13 protein-coding genes are annotated in these 17,444 nt (G+C 69.9%); 8 read left to right on the top strand and 5 right to left on the bottom strand.

The annotated features are described in order from the left end of the window. Nucleotides 1-166: 166 nt before the first annotated feature. From EPO52_RS04240 to EPO52_RS04255, 4 genes are all read left to right on the top strand, one after another. The gene (locus EPO52_RS04240) at nucleotides 167-1,324 is read left to right on the top strand and encodes a hypothetical protein (protein WP_290802427.1); all 1,158 of its coding nucleotides are present in this window, start codon (nucleotides 167-169) and stop codon (nucleotides 1,322-1,324) included. Nucleotides 1,325-1,413: 89 nt separating this feature from the next. Beyond that, nucleotides 1,414-1,755, top strand: a complete 342-nt coding sequence (locus tag EPO52_RS04245; RefSeq protein ID WP_290802430.1) for a hypothetical protein — start codon at nucleotides 1,414-1,416, stop codon at nucleotides 1,753-1,755. Between the two features lie 66 nt (nucleotides 1,756-1,821). After that, the gene (locus EPO52_RS04250; RefSeq protein ID WP_290802433.1) at nucleotides 1,822-4,791 is read left to right on the top strand and encodes a lamin tail domain-containing protein; all 2,970 of its coding nucleotides are present in this window, start codon (nucleotides 1,822-1,824) and stop codon (nucleotides 4,789-4,791) included. 174 nt (nucleotides 4,792-4,965) lie between these two features. Then, nucleotides 4,966-5,724: an IclR family transcriptional regulator gene (locus tag EPO52_RS04255; protein ID WP_290802436.1), complete on the top strand. Its 759-nt coding sequence runs from the start codon at nucleotides 4,966-4,968 to the stop codon at nucleotides 5,722-5,724. A gap of 5 nt (nucleotides 5,725-5,729) precedes the next feature. Here EPO52_RS04255 and EPO52_RS04260 read toward each other — a convergent pair whose 3' ends face one another. The 3 genes from EPO52_RS04260 to EPO52_RS04270 are packed head-to-tail and all read right to left on the bottom strand — an operon-like array spanning nucleotide 5,730 to nucleotide 9,448. Then, nucleotides 5,730-6,704, bottom strand: a complete 975-nt coding sequence (locus EPO52_RS04260) for a 3-hydroxyacyl-CoA dehydrogenase (protein ID WP_290802439.1) — start codon at nucleotides 6,702-6,704, stop codon at nucleotides 5,730-5,732. Next, nucleotides 6,701-7,933, bottom strand: coding sequence for an iron-containing alcohol dehydrogenase (locus EPO52_RS04265; RefSeq protein WP_290802441.1), 1,233 nt, complete (start codon nucleotides 7,931-7,933; stop codon nucleotides 6,701-6,703). Before EPO52_RS04265 ends, EPO52_RS04260 begins: the two co-directional genes overlap by 4 nt. A gap of 3 nt (nucleotides 7,934-7,936) precedes the next feature. Then, nucleotides 7,937-9,448, bottom strand: coding sequence for an NAD-dependent succinate-semialdehyde dehydrogenase (locus EPO52_RS04270; RefSeq protein ID WP_290802444.1), 1,512 nt, complete (start codon nucleotides 9,446-9,448; stop codon nucleotides 7,937-7,939). An 89-nt stretch (nucleotides 9,449-9,537) separates the two neighbouring features. Between EPO52_RS04270 and EPO52_RS04275 the strand changes: the two genes are divergently transcribed. The 4 genes from EPO52_RS04275 (at nucleotide 9,538) to EPO52_RS04290 (ending at nucleotide 13,747) form a co-directional block, all read left to right on the top strand. Further along, nucleotides 9,538-10,245 (top strand): GntR family transcriptional regulator, encoded by a 708-nt coding sequence (locus EPO52_RS04275; RefSeq protein WP_290802447.1) that lies wholly within the window; start codon nucleotides 9,538-9,540, stop codon nucleotides 10,243-10,245. A gap of 145 nt (nucleotides 10,246-10,390) precedes the next feature. Further along, the gene (locus tag EPO52_RS04280) at nucleotides 10,391-12,115 is read left to right on the top strand and encodes a helix-turn-helix domain-containing protein (protein ID WP_290802450.1); all 1,725 of its coding nucleotides are present in this window, start codon (nucleotides 10,391-10,393) and stop codon (nucleotides 12,113-12,115) included. Between the two features lie 65 nt (nucleotides 12,116-12,180). After that, nucleotides 12,181-13,575, top strand: a complete 1,395-nt coding sequence (locus tag EPO52_RS04285; protein WP_290802452.1) for a ferric reductase-like transmembrane domain-containing protein — start codon at nucleotides 12,181-12,183, stop codon at nucleotides 13,573-13,575. Between the two features lies 1 nt (nucleotide 13,576). After that, on the top strand, nucleotides 13,577-13,747 hold the full coding sequence (locus tag EPO52_RS04290; protein ID WP_290802455.1) for a hypothetical protein: 171 nt from the start codon (nucleotides 13,577-13,579) through the stop codon (nucleotides 13,745-13,747). On the opposite strand, the gene EPO52_RS04295 is transcribed toward EPO52_RS04290, so the two are convergent. After that, entirely contained in the window at nucleotides 13,748-14,794 is a 1,047-nt protein-coding gene (locus EPO52_RS04295; RefSeq protein ID WP_290802458.1) for an ABC transporter permease, read from the bottom strand. Continuing rightward, nucleotides 14,791-17,430 carry an ATP-binding cassette domain-containing protein gene (locus EPO52_RS04300; protein ID WP_290802461.1) on the bottom strand — a complete coding sequence of 880 codons (2,640 nt, stop codon included), beginning with the start codon at nucleotides 17,428-17,430 and terminating at the stop codon, nucleotides 14,791-14,793. Before EPO52_RS04300 ends, EPO52_RS04295 begins: the two co-directional genes overlap by 4 nt. Between the last annotated feature and the right edge of the window lie 14 nt (nucleotides 17,431-17,444).

Raw genomic sequence — 17,444 nt, forward strand, 5'->3', positions numbered from 1 at the left:
GCGCACAGTGCCGGGGTGCGTCACTCCGAGCCACACGCTCTCGGGTCGGCAGGGGTTCTGCCAGACTACGAAGGGGAGCATCCCGCCTGGCCGTTCCCCACCACGGTGACGCGGCGGGGGCGGGCGACGAACGGGGGCGTTGTGGGTTCGAGAGTCGAGCAATTCGGTGGCTGATTCGACGCGACACGTCGAGCGCGCGGTGGTCGAGGGTCGTCATCGGCTGGTGCTGTTCTGGCTGGCAGGCGGGCAGCACGTGAACCCTCGGGATCTCACCCCTTCGAGACGGCTCGCGTTCGGAGGTGACCAACCGACGAACGTCGGGAAGGCCATCGACAGCGCATTCCGGCGAGGCGCCCAGGGCGCGGCCATCGCTCTCTTCCCTCTGCTCGTTCTCGCCGTGAGTTCCGCGCTCGGCGACGCGCGCGATGCTCCCGGCTGGATCACGTGGGTCTGGTGCAGCGCCCTGTGCGCGATCAACCTCGTCTTCCTGATCGGCGGTCCCGTGCTCTGGAACGCCTTGATCACGGCCGGCATCGCCATCGATCAGCTGGCCATGTCCCGCGAAGACAACCACGCTGTCGCGGCCTGGGTGCGAGGCCACTACGCGTCCCGAGTGGTACAGGGCATCTTGATGCTTCTGGGAGCCGGCGTCGGGATGGGGTTGCTCGTGTTCATCGACGGCGCCTCGGAATCGGCGTTCACGCTCGGGCCGGGTGAGTTCGTGACGATGGCGTGGACGGCCGGACTCGCCGTGAACGGCCTGTGGATACTCTGGTGGATCGCGGGGCTCATCCCGGTGCTCGGCCGGCGGGAGAGTCTGCGACTGGACTGGCACAATCCCGCCAGAACCCCGGCCGTGGTGTTCCTGAACCGGGCACTGTGGAAGGCGGGCGGTGCCATTTCGCTCGGCATGGTCCTTCTCGCGGTCGCCGTGCAAGGGCAGCCCTCGCCCTTCACCTTCGCGGGCGGCATCCCTCCGGCCTGGGTGGCGGCGGTCATCGTGGAGTATCTCGCCTTCGTGATCGTCGCGTGCGTCTTCGTGAGAGGCGGCTTCTGGGCCCAGTGGAAGGTGTTCCGCCTCGTGCGCGTGCACATCGACCGCGGGCGCGCCCCCGTCGATGCGCAGTTGATCTCGCTCACGGATGAGTACCCGAAGCACAACCGCCGCAGTGCGAAAGTGCAGTACTACGCCGAGCTCGACCGGCATTTCGACTCCCTGCGCACGGTGGACCTGAAGCTCGGATGGGCGCTCGCCTGGGCGACGAGCATCTTCGGTGCCGCCGCGAGTGTGTTGTCCTCGGCCATCTCGATAACGCCCAACTGACCGCATCCCCGCTGTCCGGCCGACCCGCCACGAGGTGGACACCTCCATCTGCGCGGGGTCTGTCAGACTGAGAAGGGAAGGATTTCGTCATGCCGTTTCGCAGCAAGGAGACACTCGAGCGCTGGGTCGGCGACTTCGGGTCGCAGGGCCACGACGTCGTCGGAACCGTGGTCGTGCTCGACCACGAGGGTGACGACGGAGGCGACACGGGGCTCGTGGTCGTGCACCTCGACGATGTGCCGATCGACGTCTTCTTCGAGCCCCTTGCGCTCGGCGATCCCCGCTGGACCGTGACGTTCACGAGCCGCGACTCCGATCTCACGATGGACGCCGCGATGCTGGCCAAGCTCGTGGTCGAGCTCGGTCTCGCCTCCGAGCTGTGCACCTACCTCGAGATGCGCTCGCGCGAGCACATCGCGACACATTCCTAGAGCGCGTTCAACTTCCCGCCCCTGGCGGTTCACCTTCCGTTCGCCCGCTCTCGGCACGGTGGGACGGTGCTGAAGACCGCCTCTCGTCCCCTTGCCCTCTCGGCCGGAGCAGCCCTCGTGCTCGCCGGCCTCGTCGCCTTCCCGGTGACCGCCTCCGTCGCATCCGCCGCCCCCGCCGCGGCCGACGTGCGCATCACCGAATGGGAGTACAACGGCTCCGAGTTCGTGGAGTTCACGAACCTCGGCACCGCCTCCGCCGACCTCACGGGCTGGTCGTTCTCCGACAGCGCCGCCCACGCCGGCGATGTGAGCCTCAGCTCGGTGGGCACGGTCGCCCCCGGGGAGTCGTTCATCGTCAGCGAGGCCTCCGCCGCCGCGTTCCGCACCGAGTGGAAGCTGCCCGACACCATCAAGGTCGTCGGCGGCAACAGCACCAACAACCTCAGCCGCAGCGACGCGGTGAACCTCTACGACAGCACCAGCACGCTCGTCGACACCCTGACCTACAGCGACCAGGCGAGCAACGGTCCCCGCACCGACACCGCCAGCGCCTGGCCCTCCATCGAGGCCGTCATCGGCACCAACACCGCCGCCTCCTGGACCCGCTCCACCGAGAGCGACGCCGAGGGCAGCTGGAAGTCGGTGTCCGGATACATCGGCTCGCCCGGTGTCAGCCAGTACGGCGCCCCGGTCGGTCTTCTGCGCATCAACGAGATCGAGACCGACGGCAGCCCCGACTGGGCCGAGCTCGTGAACCTCGCGCCGCGCGCTCTCGACGTCTCGGGCTACGTGCTCACGGGCCGCGCCAACGCGGTGACCCTCACCATCCCGAGCGGCACCGTCATCCCGGCCGGCGGCGTGTACACCGCCGAGAGCTCGACGTTCAAGCTCAAGAAGGGCGACAAGCTGAGCCTCTTCGCACCGGATGCCGCCACTCTGCTGGATTCCTACGAGTGGGGCGACTTCCACCTCGACACCTACGGCCGCGTGCCGAACGGCACCGGCGAGTTCGTGCCGCAGGCGGCCGCATCGAAGGGCGCGCTCAACCCCGACACGACGACGCCGACGGATCCGACCGACCCCACGGATCCGACCGACCCGACCGACCCCGGCACGGGATGGCAGTCGATCACGATCAACGAGGTCACGTCGGCCAACGACAACCCGTACCACGACGCCTACGAGCTCGCGAACTCCGGCGACACGGATGTCGATGTCGCCGCCTGGAAGCAGGCCGACAGCGCCAGTAACCCGGCCGCGCTGAACGCTCCGAACGGCACCGTGGTCCCCGCTCACGGCTACCTCGTGCTGCTCTCCAACCAGGGTCTCAGCTCCGGGGGCGACTCCGTGAAGCTCTACCTGCCCGACGGCTCCACCATCGTCGACACGGCCAGCTGGGGTGCGAACGATGCTCAGCCCGGCACCTGGTCGCGCTGCGCGGACGCGACAGGCACCTGGGTGCACACCGCCGCGTCGAGCTGGGGTGTGTCGAACGCCACGGCGTGCGCCGGTGAGATCATCCCGCCGAGCACCCCGACCGGCCCCACGGTGCCGTGCCAGACCGAGCTCCCTTCCGGCAGCGGCGCTGCCCTCGCCGGTGGGCTCGCCTGGCCCGGTGGCCAGTCGGCGATCAACTCCGACAACCCGTGCCAGTTCGTCACCTCGCTCTCGGGCCAGGACGTCTCCGGCCTCGACATCGACCCCAGCGCGCCCGACGTGATGTGGGCCGTGAAGAACAAGAGCCACGTGTACCGTCTCGTGAAGACCGAGGCCGGTCTCTGGGTGCCCGACACCGCCAACGGCTGGACGGCCGGCAAGGACCTCGTGTTCCCGAGCGGCAGCGGACAGCCGGATGCCGAGGGCATCACGGTCGGACCCGACGGCTTCCTCTACATCACCACCGAGCGCGACAACAGCGCGAGCGGCGTGCCGCTCGACAGCGTGCTGCGCTTCGACCCGAGCGAGACCGGTACCACGCTGCATCCCACGAACCAGTGGATCCTCACCGCCGACCTCTCCGACGTGATCTCCACCGTGGGCAGCGCCGACTCCAACCTCGGGTTCGAGGGCATCACCTGGGTGCCCGACTCGTACCTCACGACGAACGGTTTCGTGGATCAGAGCACGGGCGCCACGTACGACCCGGCCGACTACCCGGGTCACGGCGAAGGCCTCTACTTCACCGCCCTGGAGAAGAACGGCCACCTCTACGCCTACGCCCTGAAGGCCGACGGCTCGTTCAGCCGCATCGCCTCGATCGACACCGGTCTGCCGCTCATCGCCGACACCCAGTGGGACCCGGATGCGCAGCGCATCTGGGCCGTCGCCGACAACAGCGTGGCGGGTTCGTCGACCCTGCTCAAGATCGACTCCGAAGGCGCCTTCGCGGTCGACCGCATCTACGACCGCCCCACGGGCCTGCCGAACTACAACAACGAGGGCTTCGCCCTCGCGCCGAACTCCACCTGCGCCGACGGCGTGAAGGAGGTCATCCGCTCCGATGACGGCAACAACGGCGGTCACTCGCTCTGGTCGGGCACGATCGCCTGCGACCTCGAGCTGGGCCCGCAGGGCGTGACGCCGCCGGCATCCGCCCAGCCCACCGTCTCCACGAACCTGCCGAGCGTCAAGGCGGGCGACCCCATCACGGTCACCGCCACGGGCCTCACCGCAGGAACCGTGTACTCGATCGTGCTGCACTCCGACCCGGTGACCCTGGGCAGCGGAACGGCCGACTCGAGCGGCACGCTGACGCTCACCGCGGTCATCCCGGCCGGCATCACTCCGGGAGCACACACCCTCACCCTCGTGTCGGCCGCCGATCCCTCCGTGGTGATCGCGAGCGTTGCGCTCACGGTGACCGCCGCCACGACCGTGACCCCGGTGACGACCACCACGACCAGTACCGGGACCACGTCGGCGCTCGCCTCCACCGGTGCCGAGCCCGCCCCCTGGCTCGCGATCGGCTCCCTGATCGTGCTCCTCGGAGCCGGTCTCGTGCTGATGCGGGTGCGGATGCGCCGCGGCGACGTCTGACCCGACAGCACCCCCGACAGCGCGGCCCTCTCCCTCCGGGGAGACGGGCCGCGCTGTGCGTCGGAGGTACCTCTGCACGGTGGCCCGCGACAGCCGGGACGCGGCAGACTGAGTACATGGACCTGGATCCGAGCGCGCCGCCGCCCCGCCGCACGAACGGGAAGGCGGCTGCCCGTGGCTGAGGCGGTGCGCGGTGCGCAGCTGGTGTCGAAGATCGGGCGCATCCTGCAGGCGGTGGCGCAGCATCCCGATGGCATCTCCGCCGCCGCGGCCGCGCACGCCACCGGGCTCACCCGGCCCACCACCCACCGGCTGCTCACCTCGCTGGCCGCGGAGGGGTTCGTCGACCACGATGCGTCCCGCGGACGCTGGTTTCTCGGGCCGGAGCTGTATCTGCTCGGCTCGCTCGCCTCGGCCCGGTACGACATCCCGGATGTCGCCCGCGAGAGTGTGCGGCTGCTCGCCCGGGAGACCGGGGAGAGTGCGTTCTTCTCCGCACGGCGCGGTACCGAGACGGTGTGCCTGTTGCGGGAGGAGGGGAGCTTCCCCATCCGTTCGTTCGTGCTCTACGAAGGCGTCCGGTTCCCCCTCGGTGTCGCCTCCGCGGGACTCGCCATCCTGTCGTACCTCCCCGACGAGGAGATCGACTCCTATCTCGCCGGCGCCGATCTCGAGAGCCGCTGGGGAGCGCAGCATTCCGCCCCGGCCGTGCGCGAACGCATCGCGGCGACCCGCGAGACGGGTTACGCCGTCAACCCCGCGTTGATCCTCGAGGGCAGCTGGGGCATGGGCGCCGCGGTCTTCGACGCAGCCGGCCGGCCCGCCTGGGCGCTCAGCCTCACGGGTGTGGAGTCACGCTTCCGCCCCGAGCGCCAGCAGGAACTCGGCGCCCTGCTGCTCGAGCGGGCGCACGTGATCAGTGCCGGCCTCTGAGCGGGTCAGCCCGCCGCGTCCCAGATCGGTTTCAGGCGCATGAGCTGCTCGTCGCGCCAGCGCACGCGGTCGTCCCACTGCTCGAGCGGCAGTGCCGCGCGTCGCTGCGCGGCGACGGATGCCACGAGCTCCGGCGTCCACGGATCGTGCTGCCCGCGTTCGGCCCCCATGCGCTCGTAGGCCGGGCCCATCTTGTCGGCGTGCGACTCCACTCCTCCGCGGGTGTTGAGGTCGACGGTCTCGAACGGCCCGATGAAGCTCCAGCGTCGGCCCAGGCCGCTGCGCACCACCTCGTCGATGTCGTCGACCGAGGCGACCCCGTCGCGCACGAGCGCGTACGCCTCGCGGAGCACCGCACCCTGCAACCGGTTGAAGAGGAATCCCTCGATCTCGCGGCGCACGAGCACGGGTTTGAGGCCGGCCGACCGGTAGACCTCCGTTGCCTGCTCGACGAGGACAGGATCAGTATCGGGCGAGGGCACGACCTCGATCACCGAGAGGAGATAGGGGGGATTGCCCGGATGCCCCACGATCAGCCGGCGGGCCAGTCGCGGATCGCCTTCGGCGATGGAGCTGGGCACGATCGCCGAGCTCGAACTCGCCAGCGCGGCGTCCGCGGGCGCGACGGCGAGCACGGCCTGGAAGAGGGCCCGCTTCAGCTCGACCCGCTCGGGAGCGCACTCCTGCACCAGCACCACGTCGGCGACCGCACCTGCGAGGTCGGCGACGAAGACCACCCGGGCTCCGACGACCTCGGCGGGCTCGTGGAGCAGGCCGAAGTCTGCCAGCAGGCCGAGACGGGCCGTCAGCTCACCGCGCGCGCGGTCGAACGCCTCGGGGAAGGCATCCCAGACGCGCACCGGGCGCCCCGACGCGGCGAACAGCACCGCGAACGCGACGCCGATCGATCCGGCACCGGCGATCGCCACGGGGCGCGTGGGACCGTGAGGGTCGTCGGCTGCGGGTGCCTTCTCGCTCACACCTCCCACCAGGTGCGGTCGTTCGCGTAACCGCGCTCCAGAATCGCCACCACGAGTTCACGGGTGAGCGTTCGGGGATTGTTCGCGGTGAGGCGGGTGGCCAGCATCGCCTGGTCGGCGACGAAGCCGAAGTCGTCGGGGGAGAGCCCGAGCGTCTTGAGGTCGAGCGGAGCGCCGAGGGCCGCGAGCAGCTCCTCCACCCGGAGGATGCCCGCATGCGCCTGCTCGAGCTCGGATGACGCCGGATCCGCCACCCCGAAGATCCTCCCGATCTCGGCGAACTCCGCCACGCGTTCGGGCAGGTTGAACCGCATGACGTAGGGCAGCAGGGCGCTGATGCCGAAGCCGTGCGGCGTGTGCGTCAGGTTGCCGATCGCGCCCTGGATGGCGTGAGCCCCGGCCGTGCCCGCCGTGTTGATCGACATGCCCGCCGTGTAGGAGGCGAACATGGTGTCGGAGCGGGCGTCGAGATCGGAGGGGTCGGCGGCGACCGCCTCCAGGGAGTGGTTCAAGAGGCCCAGGCCGGTGCGGCAGAAGACATCCGTCAGCGGGTTCTTGCCGATGTAGAGCTTCGAGTCGATCTCCTCGGGCGTCGGCGTCTTCACGCGGTCGGTGAAGGCCTCGACGAGGTGGGAGAGGGCGTCCGCCCCGGTCGCCGCGGTGAGGCCGGGCGGGCAGGTGAGCGTGAGCTCGGGATCGATCACGGCCGTGTGCGCTTCGAGGAAGGGGCTCGCGACCCCGACCTTCATGCCCTTCTCCGTGTCGAAGACGACCGAGATGCAGGTGACCTCCGCGCCGGTTCCTCCCGTGGTCGGGACCGTGATCACGGGCACACCGGGCCCGGGCACGAGGAACTCGCCGTAGTAGTCGCGCACGTCGCCGCCGTTGGCGAGCACGATCGAGGCGACCTTGGCGAGGTCCATGCAGGAGCCGCCGCCGATGCCGAGGATGGCATCGACCTGGGTGTGCCCGAAGCGCTCCACCACGGCCATCACGTCTTCACGGGGCAGGTCGGGTTCGGCCTCGGCGTAGATCGACACGTCGACGCCCGCGGCCCTGATCGCTTCGATCAGCTCGATGAACTCGGGGGTCGTGGCCATCCGCGCATCGGTGGTCACCAGCAGGTGCTCGGCGATGGCCTTGACCAGGAAGGGGATCTGGTGCCGTCGGCCCGGGCCGAACAGCACGGTCTTCGGTTGACGCAGGATGCCCAGGGTTGCGGTGCTCATGCTCTATTCCAGTCCTTTGCTCTCATCGACGGTGATGGCGAGGTATTTCGGTTCGAGGAACTCGTGGATGGCGTGGTGCCCGCCCTCGCGGCCGAGCCCCGACGACTTGACACCGCCGAAGGAGGCGGCCGGGTCGGCCATGATGCCGCGGTTGATACCCACCATGCCCGAGTCGAGCCGCTCGCTCACCGCGATGGCGCGCGAGAGGTCGCGGGTGAACACGTAGGCGGCGAGGCCGTAGCTCGTGTCGTTCGCCACCTCGATCGCCTCGCGTGTGGAGTCGACCGTGTAGATGGTGGCGATCGGAGCGAAGAGCTCGCGGTTGCAGACGTCGTTGTCGCGGTCGTTGATCGCGAAGACGGTGGGTTCGAAGAAGTAGCCTTCGCCCTCCACCGGGGATCCCCCCGTGAGCAGCTCGGAGTCGATCGAGCCGAGCTCGGCCACGAGCCGCGCCACCCCGTCGCGCTGGGCGGCGGAGATGATCGGGCCGACATCGACGCCCTCGGAGAAGCCGTCGCCCACGCGCAGGTTCTTCGCGAGCTCGACGAAGCGCCGGGTGAACTCCTCCGCGACCGCGGAGTGCACGATGATGCGGTTCGCGGCCACGCAGGCCTGGCCCGCGTTGCGGAACTTGCAGAGGATGGCCTGCTGGGCGGCCAGTTCGACGTCGGCATCGTCGAGCACCACGAAGGGGCCGTCGCCGCCGAGTTCCATCGACGCGTTCACGATGCCGGGTGCCGCCTGCTTCAACAGGGTGCTGCCCACGCCCGTGGAGCCGGTGAAGCTCACCTTGCGCAGGCGCGGATCGGCCATGACCGCGGCGGAGACATCCGCCGAGTGAGTGGTGTGCACGAGGTTCACGACGCCCGGGGGGAAGCCCGCGTCGTGCAGGGTCTCGACGAACAGGGCGCAGGTGAGCGGCGTCTCCTTGGCCGACTTCACCACGATGGTGCAGCCGGCACCGAGGGCCGCTCCTGCTTTGCGCGCGATCATGAGCAGCGGGAAGTTCCACGGCGTGATGAGCAGCGAAGGGCCGACGGGCTGATGCGTGGTGATCACCCGGTAGCCGCCCCGCGAGCCCTCGGCGTAGGTGCCGTGGAGGTGGGCCACCTGCTCGGCGTACCAGAGGAAGAAGTCGGCGGAGAGCTGGAACTCGCCCCGGGCCTCGGCGAGCGGCTTGCCGCTCTCGAGGGTCATCGTCTCGACGATGGCATCGGCGCGGTCGAGCAGCAGGCGGTGCGCGCGGTGGAAGAGGTCGGCGCGGTCGCGCGGGGCGACGTGACCCCAGGCATCCTGCGCCGCGGCGGCCGCATCGAGCGCGGCGAGGGCGTCGGCATCGGTGCCGTCGGCCAGCTGAGCGATCACGCCGCCGGTCGCCGGGTTCACCACGTCGAACGTGGTGGAGACGGGCCGCCACTGCCCGGCGATGTAGAGGCCGACCGGGATGGTGTGGCCTCGGAGGGTCACCGTCGCGGCAGTCGTCGCCTCGTCGGTCTCGCTGCTGAGAATCGTCATTGAATCCGTCCCTTCGGGTATTCTCGTATTACGGTACGATGCAATCACCCCGCACGGGCACGATGAGTCAAATTGAGAAAGGGCGACGGATGCCCCCCACCAAGATCGAGCGCCACGCCGCCCCGTTGCGGCAGCAGGTGGTGCAGAATCTGCGCGACGACATCCTCGACGGGCTGCTCTCGCCGGGCGAGCGACTGCTCGAGAACGCGCTCTGCGAGAGCTACGGCGTCTCGCGCACGGTCGTGCGCGAGGCCCTCCGGCAGCTCGAGAGCGAGCGGCTCATCACCATGCTGCCCGGGCGCGGCCCGATCGTGACGGTGCTCACGAAGCACGACATCCAATCGCTCTACGAGGTGCGTCGAGTTCTGGAAGGGCTCGCCGGCGAGCTGTTCGCCCGCAACGCCGACGACGAGCAGGCCGCCGGTCTGATCGCACTCCTCGAGCGGATGGAGACCAGCTACCTGCACGGAACGGTGGAGACGCGCGAGCAGAGCAAGGCGGAGTTCTACGACCGCCTGCTCGATGGCGCCGGCAATCCCGTGCTCGCGAGCAATCTGCGCGGCGTGCACACCCGCATCGGGCTGTTCCGCCGCTACGCCTTCCTCGACGAGCACCGGGTGGCGCTGTCGATGGAGGAACTCCGGCTCATCGTGCACCAGGCGGCCGCGGTGCGCGACCCCGACAGCGCCCGCCGGCACTGCGAGCAGCACATCCAACTGGCCGGCGAACTCGCCGTTCTGGAGTACAACAAGCGCCTGCAGCGCAGCGAGACCGACGCCGTCGAGATCGCGATCTAACCGTTACTTGACCTGCACCCGAGGAGCCGTGATGATGACGTTACGTTCCGCTCACCCGGCGTGCACGCACCCAACCGGTCCTGTGTTCTCGACGACGAGGCAACCCGCGTCGTTCGAGCGCGCGGACAGACCCCAGGAGTAAACCGTGCCTCTCCATTTCGACGCGAATCGCGTGCAGAAGGTCAAAGACGACTTCCTCGCCGCGGACGACCTCACCAAGACCCTCAACCCCGAACTGCTCAAGTCATGGCAGCGATCCCGAGCGGCCATCGGCGTGCCCGCCAACATCCGCGACGTGCCCCGGGTCGACGGCGACCTGCTCGACGCGCACCTCCTCGACATGTTCCAGGCGCCGCTCACCCGGGTCTCCGACGACCTCGACGGAACCGGCATGGGGCTGCTGCTCGCCGACTCGCAGGGCCGCATCCTGCAGCGCTGGTCGCACGACCACAGCGCGCTCGACCACCTCGACCGGCTCGGCACGGTGCGCGGCGCCATCCTCGCCGAAGACGTGGTGGGCACGAACGGAGTCGGCACCGTGGCGGCCACCGGGAAGAGCGTGCAGATCTCGGGTGTCGAGCACTTCGCCGACTTCTACAGTGGCGCCGTGTGCACCGGCTCGCCCGTGCGGCATCCGGTCACCGGCAAGCTCCTCGCCGTGGTGACGCTCTCCAGCAAGATCTCGGACCGCAGTGTGCTGCTGCGCCCTCTCATCAACGCGGTCACCATGCAGCTCGAGCAGCAGGTGCTCGATGTCGAGCGGCCGGTCGCCCGCGTGATCTTCAACTCCTTCCTCGAGGCGTCGCGGTCGCACACCGGCCCCGTGGTGGCCTTCGGGCCGCAGGGCCTCGTGATGCAGAGCCAGAAGGCCGGCCGGCTCACCGTGGCCGACATCAATCTGATGCAGCAGCACTGCATGGACGAGGGCCGAACGGGGCAGTTCACCCTCGAGCTCTCGACCGGCACGGTGGAACTGCGGGTGAGCTCGCTCGAAGACGGTGCGGGTTCGATCGCGGTGCTCGAGAGGGAGCACCGCGCCACCACCACGAGCATCGGCCCCGCCCGGCCGCAGCTCGTGGGGCGCTCGCCGGAATGGCTGACGGTGGCCCACCAGGTCGCGCGGCACCGCGAGCTGCGCAAGCCCCTCGTGATCGCGGGCGAGAACGGATCCGGCAAGGCGTCGCTGGCGCTCGGTCTGCCGTTCCGCGCGGGCACCGCCATGACCCAGCGCATCGTCACGGATGCGGCCGAGCGGCACGTGCTGGGCAGCCGCAAGTGGCTGCAGCGCCTCGCCGAGCGGCTCGCGGCATCCGCACCCGTGGTGATCCGGGGCATCGAGACGCTCGACCCGCACACGATCGACGGGGTGAAGTCGCTGCTGGAGAGCGGATCCGGCCGTGGTCCCGTGCTGCTCACCCTCTCGGCCGACGACCGCTCCGAGGCCGAGACGCTGTCGGCACGACTCGGGGTCTCGATGATCTGGGTGCCCCCGCTGCGGGAGCGCAGCTCCGACCTCGCCGCGTTGTGGCGCGTGATCGCCGACCAGCTCGCCCCCGGAGCAGGGCTCGAACTGCGGGCCGACGCCCTCGACGTGCTCACCGCGTACCAGTGGCCCGGCAACCTCACCGCGCTCCGCGGGCTCATCGAGCAGCTGACCCTGAGCGGCAAACGCGGAGGCGTGCAGGCGGCCGACCTGCCGGCATCGATGCAGGGCGCCCGCGTGCTCTCGATGATCGAGCGTGTCGAGCTCGAGGCCATCCGCAAGGCGCTCGCGGAGGCGGATGGCAACCGGTCGAAGGCGGCCGAGATCCTCGGGCTCTCCCGGGCCACGGTGTACCGCAAGATGAAGGCCTACCGCCTCACCGCCTGAGGCGGCGACTCCGGCTACACTCATCCACATCGGCGGCTCGGATCCGCGCGTCAGGGTGAGGTGAAGTGGCCGGAATCGATCGATTCGTGCGGCGGCGCAGTCGTGCCGCATTCGCGATCTGGGTCGCGCTCTACACGCTGCTCGTGGTGCTGCCGTTGCCGCTGGCGCTCATCCGGCTCGATCCGGGGCGCGGGTTCTGGATCAACCTCTCGGTGGCCTTCGGTTTCGTGGGGCTCGCCATGTTCGGGCTGCAGTTCGTGATGGTGGCGCGCTCGTTCGTAGTGGTGCATCCGGTGGGCATGGACCTCGTGCTGGGTTTCCACCGGCAGATGGCCTACCTCGCCACCCTGCTGGTGTTCGCGCATCCGATCATCCTCTTCGTGGTCGACACCCGGTTCCTGGGGTTGCTCGACGTGTTCACGTCGCCCATGAGAGCCAAGTTCGCCGTGGCGTCGTGCGCACTGCTGCTCGCCATCATCGTGCTCTCGGTGTTCCGGCGGCGGCTGCGAGTGAGCTACGAGGCGTGGCAGATCACGCACGCCGTGCTCGCGCTGGCGGTGGTGGTGACGGCGCTCGCGCATGTGCTGCTCGTGGGCTACTACGTGCGGGAGTGGTGGGAGCAGGCCCTGTGGATCGTGCTCAGCGCGGCGTTCGTGGGGCTGGGCGTCTGGGTGCGGCTGCTGAAACCGGTGCTGCGGAGGCGGAGGCCGTGGGTGGTGGAGTCGATCGATCGCGACATCGACGCGGTGACCACCATCACCATCCGGCCGAAGCAGACGGCGGATGCCGTTCGGCCCGGCACGCACTCCGGCCCGGCCGACCTGGCGGGCGGCCTCTGGCGCCCGTTCCACTTCGAGCCCGGGCAGTTCGCCTGGCTGCAGGCCCGGCGGTCGGCCTTCGCCCTGACCTACCACCCCTTCTCGATCTCGTCGAGCGCGGAGCACCCCGAGCACATCCGCTTCTCCATCAAGGCGCACGAGAACTTCAGTCGCGACATCGCCGAGCTCGTGCCGGGCGACACCGTGTACGTCGACGGGCCGTTCGGCGCCTTCGTGCTGCCACCGGCCGGCCCGATCGTCTTCGTCGGCACCGGAGTGGGCGTGACGCCGCTGCTGAGCATGCTCGAGACCCTCGCCGACCGGGGCGACACGAGGCGCTGCGAGTTGTGGCTCGGCAACCGAGACGAGCGCAGCATCGCCGGGCGGTCGCAACTCGAGGCGCTCGAACAGCGTCTCGACCTGTCGGTGGTGCACCTGCTCTCGCGGCCGTCGGCCGAGTGGCAGGGGCCGAAGGGCCACATCGATGCCGCGTTCGTGCGGGCGCGTCTGCCTCTGGCCGCCGAGGGCTCCTCGTTCTGCATCTGCGGTCCCGACGCGATGATGGACGAGGTGGAGCGCACCCTCGCCGATCTCGGAGTGCACCACGACGTCATCCACTCCGAGCGCTTCGGGATGGTGTGAGATGTGGCGGGAGCGTGCCGCCCTCCGGGCCATGATCGTGGTGACCCTCGTGGTGCTCGCCGCGTGTGTCGGGTGGGCTGTGCTCGCGCAGACCGTCGTGCCCTCGGCCTGCGTGCTCAGCACCGCGCCAGCGGATGCCGGGCCGCTCATCTGCCCGACATCCGCCCCCTGATCACTCGGCCGATTGCCGCCGGGATGCTCGTCTCCGGAGGAAGGCCGGAACGAGCTCCCGCACGAGCACCACGGCGATCAGCACCACCGACTGCGCGATCAGCTGCAGCGCGTCCTGCCAGCCCACCGAGCGCAGCAGCTGGCCGAGCTGGGTCAGGAAGAGCGCCGCGATGCCCGTGGAGACCACGCTCGCGATCCCCCCGGTGAGCGCGGTGCCACCGAGCACGACAGCGGCCACGGAGGGCAGCAGGTAGGAGTCGCCGAGGAACAGTGCCGGGGTCTTCGTGTAGCCCGCCAGCAGCACACCTCCCGCCCCGTAGCAGAGACCCGCGAAGGCGTAGGCGAACATCTGATAGGCGTTGACCCGCACCCCGAGGGCGGCGGCGGCCCGCTCGCTCACGCCGACGGCGGTGAGCCGACGGCCGATGATGGAGCGCTGCGTCACGAGCCCCGCGATCACCACGATCACGATCGCGATGAGCAGGGTGTTCGGGATGCCGAGGGTGCGGTCGAGCGCGAAGCCGTTGAGCTCCGCGGTGGCTCCGGATGGCGTGCCGTCGGCGATGAAGAACACGGTGCCGAGCAGCACGGCGTTCATCCCGAGCGTCACCACGAGGGGCATCACCCGGAAGAACGTCACGAGCACGCCGTTCACGAGCCCCACGATCCCCGGGCCCACGATGCCGGCGATCACCGCCGCCCAGAGCGGCCATCCGTAGTTCTGGGGGAGACCCGTGGAGAGCACGGCGGCGAGGGCGATCATGCCGGGTACCGAGAGGTCGAGACCGCGCTGCTGCACCACGAGCGTCTGCCCGGCCGCCACGATGGCGAGCACGGAGGCGAACGGGAGCATGCTGAGCAGCGGTGCGGTGCCGAGGCTGCCGGGGGCGATGACGGGCGACAGGGCGAAGAGCAGCACGGTGGCGACCGTGATGCCCACCCAGCTTCCGGAGAGCATCCGGCGCCACGCCGATTCGGCGGCGCCGATCGGCTTGGGGGCCGGCGCGCCCGAGGGGGCGGGTGCGGGTCGGTCGAGGGTGGCGGTCATGCTGCGCTCCCGTTCTGTGCGGACGACGTGCGTGCGGGCGAGGTCGGTGCGGGCGGAACCTGAGCGATGGGGGCGGCCGCTCGGCGTCGCCGCCGGGAGCGCCGCAGCTGTGCGTAGAGCACGGCCGCGGCCAGCGTGATGAGTCCGGGCAGCCAGTACGACCACGCCTGCGACAGCCCGAGGAAGGGCGACACATTGAGCACCTGCTGCACCAGGAACGCGGCGGCGAGGATGCCGATGAACGAGCCGCGGCCGCCGAAGATGGAGGCTCCCGCCAGCACGACGACGGTGACCGACGACAGTGTGTAGGAGAGCGAGGGCCGTCCGTCGCCGATACCGATCTGCGCCATCATGATCACGGCCGCCGGCAGCACCAGGAAGGAGCAGAGCACGTAGGAGAAGAACCGGGTGCGCTTCACCTTGATGCCCAGTCGGGCCGCCGCATCCACGCGCGAACCCACCCCGCGCAGCTCGACGCCCCAGCGGGTGCGCCGCAGCGCGAACTCGAGGAAGAGCAGCACGGCCACCGCGAGGATGGTGACGACCGGCACGATCCCGACGCGCGCCTGGATCTGGTCGGCGACATCGCCGAAGATGATGCCGCCCGGTGTCGACCGGAGGGTCAGATAGATGCCCTGCAGCGCCATGTACATCGCCAGGGTCACCACCACGGGATTGATGGCGAACCTCGTCACCAGGAAGCCGTTGATCACCCCGGTGCCGATGGCTCCCGCCACCATGAGGGCGACGCCCACGTAGAGGTTGCCCCCGTCGACGATCCAATAGGAGGCGAGCACCACGAGGAGCCCCATCAAGGGGCCCACCGAGAGGTCGAAGCCCGAGCCGAGCACCACCACCTGCTGAGCCGCGCCGACGAACAGCAGCGGGGCGGCCATGAAGAGCAGATTGTTGATGTTGAAGGCGCCGAGGTACGCGGGGTTCGTGGCCGCCACCACGATGCCGAGCACGAGGAAGATGGCCCCGAGCACGGCGGCGGGCGACTGGTCGCCGCGCAGGAACCGCCGCAGCTTCACGCCGCGGGCCGAGGTGTCGGCATCCGTTCTCGCACGCACCGTGGTCGAGGTGAGGGCGGCGCGGGCGATCGCGGCTTCGGAGACCTCGTCACCCGTCAGTTCCTGCACCACCGAGCCGCGCGACATGATGAGCACGCGATCGCAGAGACCCTCGAGTTCGACCCCGTCGGACGAGAGGATGACGACGGCGGCCCCGGCGTCCGCCGCATCGCGCAGGATGCGGTAGATGTCGACGCGGGCGCCGGCATCCACCCCCTGCGTCGGCTCCTCGGCGAGCAGCACCGTCGGCTCCGAGAGCAGGGTGCGGGCGAGAACCGCCTTCTGCTGGTTGCCTCCGGAGAGCGACTGGATGGGGGTGCGGGCCGAGGGCGTCTTGATGGCGAGCCGCTTGATCTGCTCGGCAGCCACGGCCAGCACGCGCCGCTCGCTCACCAGGCCGGCCGTCGAGACCTGCGAGAGCGTCTTCGACGAGATGTTGTCGCCGACGGAGAGCGGCAGGAACACGCCCTCGCCGTGCCGGTCGGCCGGCACGTACACGACGCCCGCCCCGGCCGCCGCGGCGTTCGAGCCGTTCGAGAGGGCGCGACCAGCCACCTCGATCGTTCCGGTGGTGGGCTCAAGGCCCGCGAGGGAACGGATGAGCGCTGCCTGCCCGTTGCCCTGCACTCCGGCGAGCCCGACGATCTCACCCGCCTTCACCGCGAAGGAGATGTCGTGGAACTCGTCGCCGGAGAGGGAGCGCACGGCGAGCTGGTCGGCCGCGCCGATGGCGCCCGAGACGCCGCCCTTCTCCGGGAACACCGTCTCGAGCTTGCGGCCGATGACGCGCTCCACGATCTGCTGCTCGTCGACCTCCGAGGCCTCGAAGGTGCCTCGCACCTGGCCGTCGCGCAGCACCGTGATGCGGTCGGCGATCTGCTTCACCTCGGGGATGCGGTGGGAGATGTACACGATCGCCGTGCCGCCCGCCGCAAGGGAGCGCACCGTGCGGAAGAGCTTCTGAACCTCTTCGAGCGAGAGGTGCTCGGTGGGCTCGTCGAGGATGAGCACCCGTGGTTCGAGCGCCAGGGCCTTCGCGATCTCCACGATGAAGCGCTGCTCCACCGAGAGATCCGCCACGCGGGTCTTGGCATCGATGCCCATCTGCCACGGATCGAGCTGCTTCTGCGACCAGGCGACGGCCCGGCCGAGGCCGCCGACGCGCTTGTAGCCCACACCCACGGCCATGTTCTCGGCCACGGTGAGGTCGGGCAGCAACGCCGGGTCCTGCCGCACGATGCCGAGCCCGAGCTCGCGCGCCGCCTCGGGGGAGGCGCTCGCGAGCACCGTGCCCCCGATCTCGACCGTGCCCTCGTTCGGAGCGAGAGCTCCGGATGCCACGGCCATCAGGGTCGACTTGCCGGCGCCGTTCTCGCCCACGAGCGCGTGCACCTCTCCCGACAGCACCTCGAGGGTGACGTCGGTGAGGGCGCGCACGCCCGGGAAGGTCTTGACGATGCCATCGAGCCTCAGTACCGCCGGCCCGAACCGGGCGGGGCCGGATGGCCCCGCCGGCTCGGGCTGGGTGGCGAGCGCGACATCGTAGATGTCGGAATTCGTCATCGATTTCGCTTCTT

The sequence above is a fragment of the Herbiconiux sp. genome, assembly GCF_004297105.1.
Taxonomy (GTDB): domain Bacteria; phylum Actinomycetota; class Actinomycetes; order Actinomycetales; family Microbacteriaceae; genus Herbiconiux.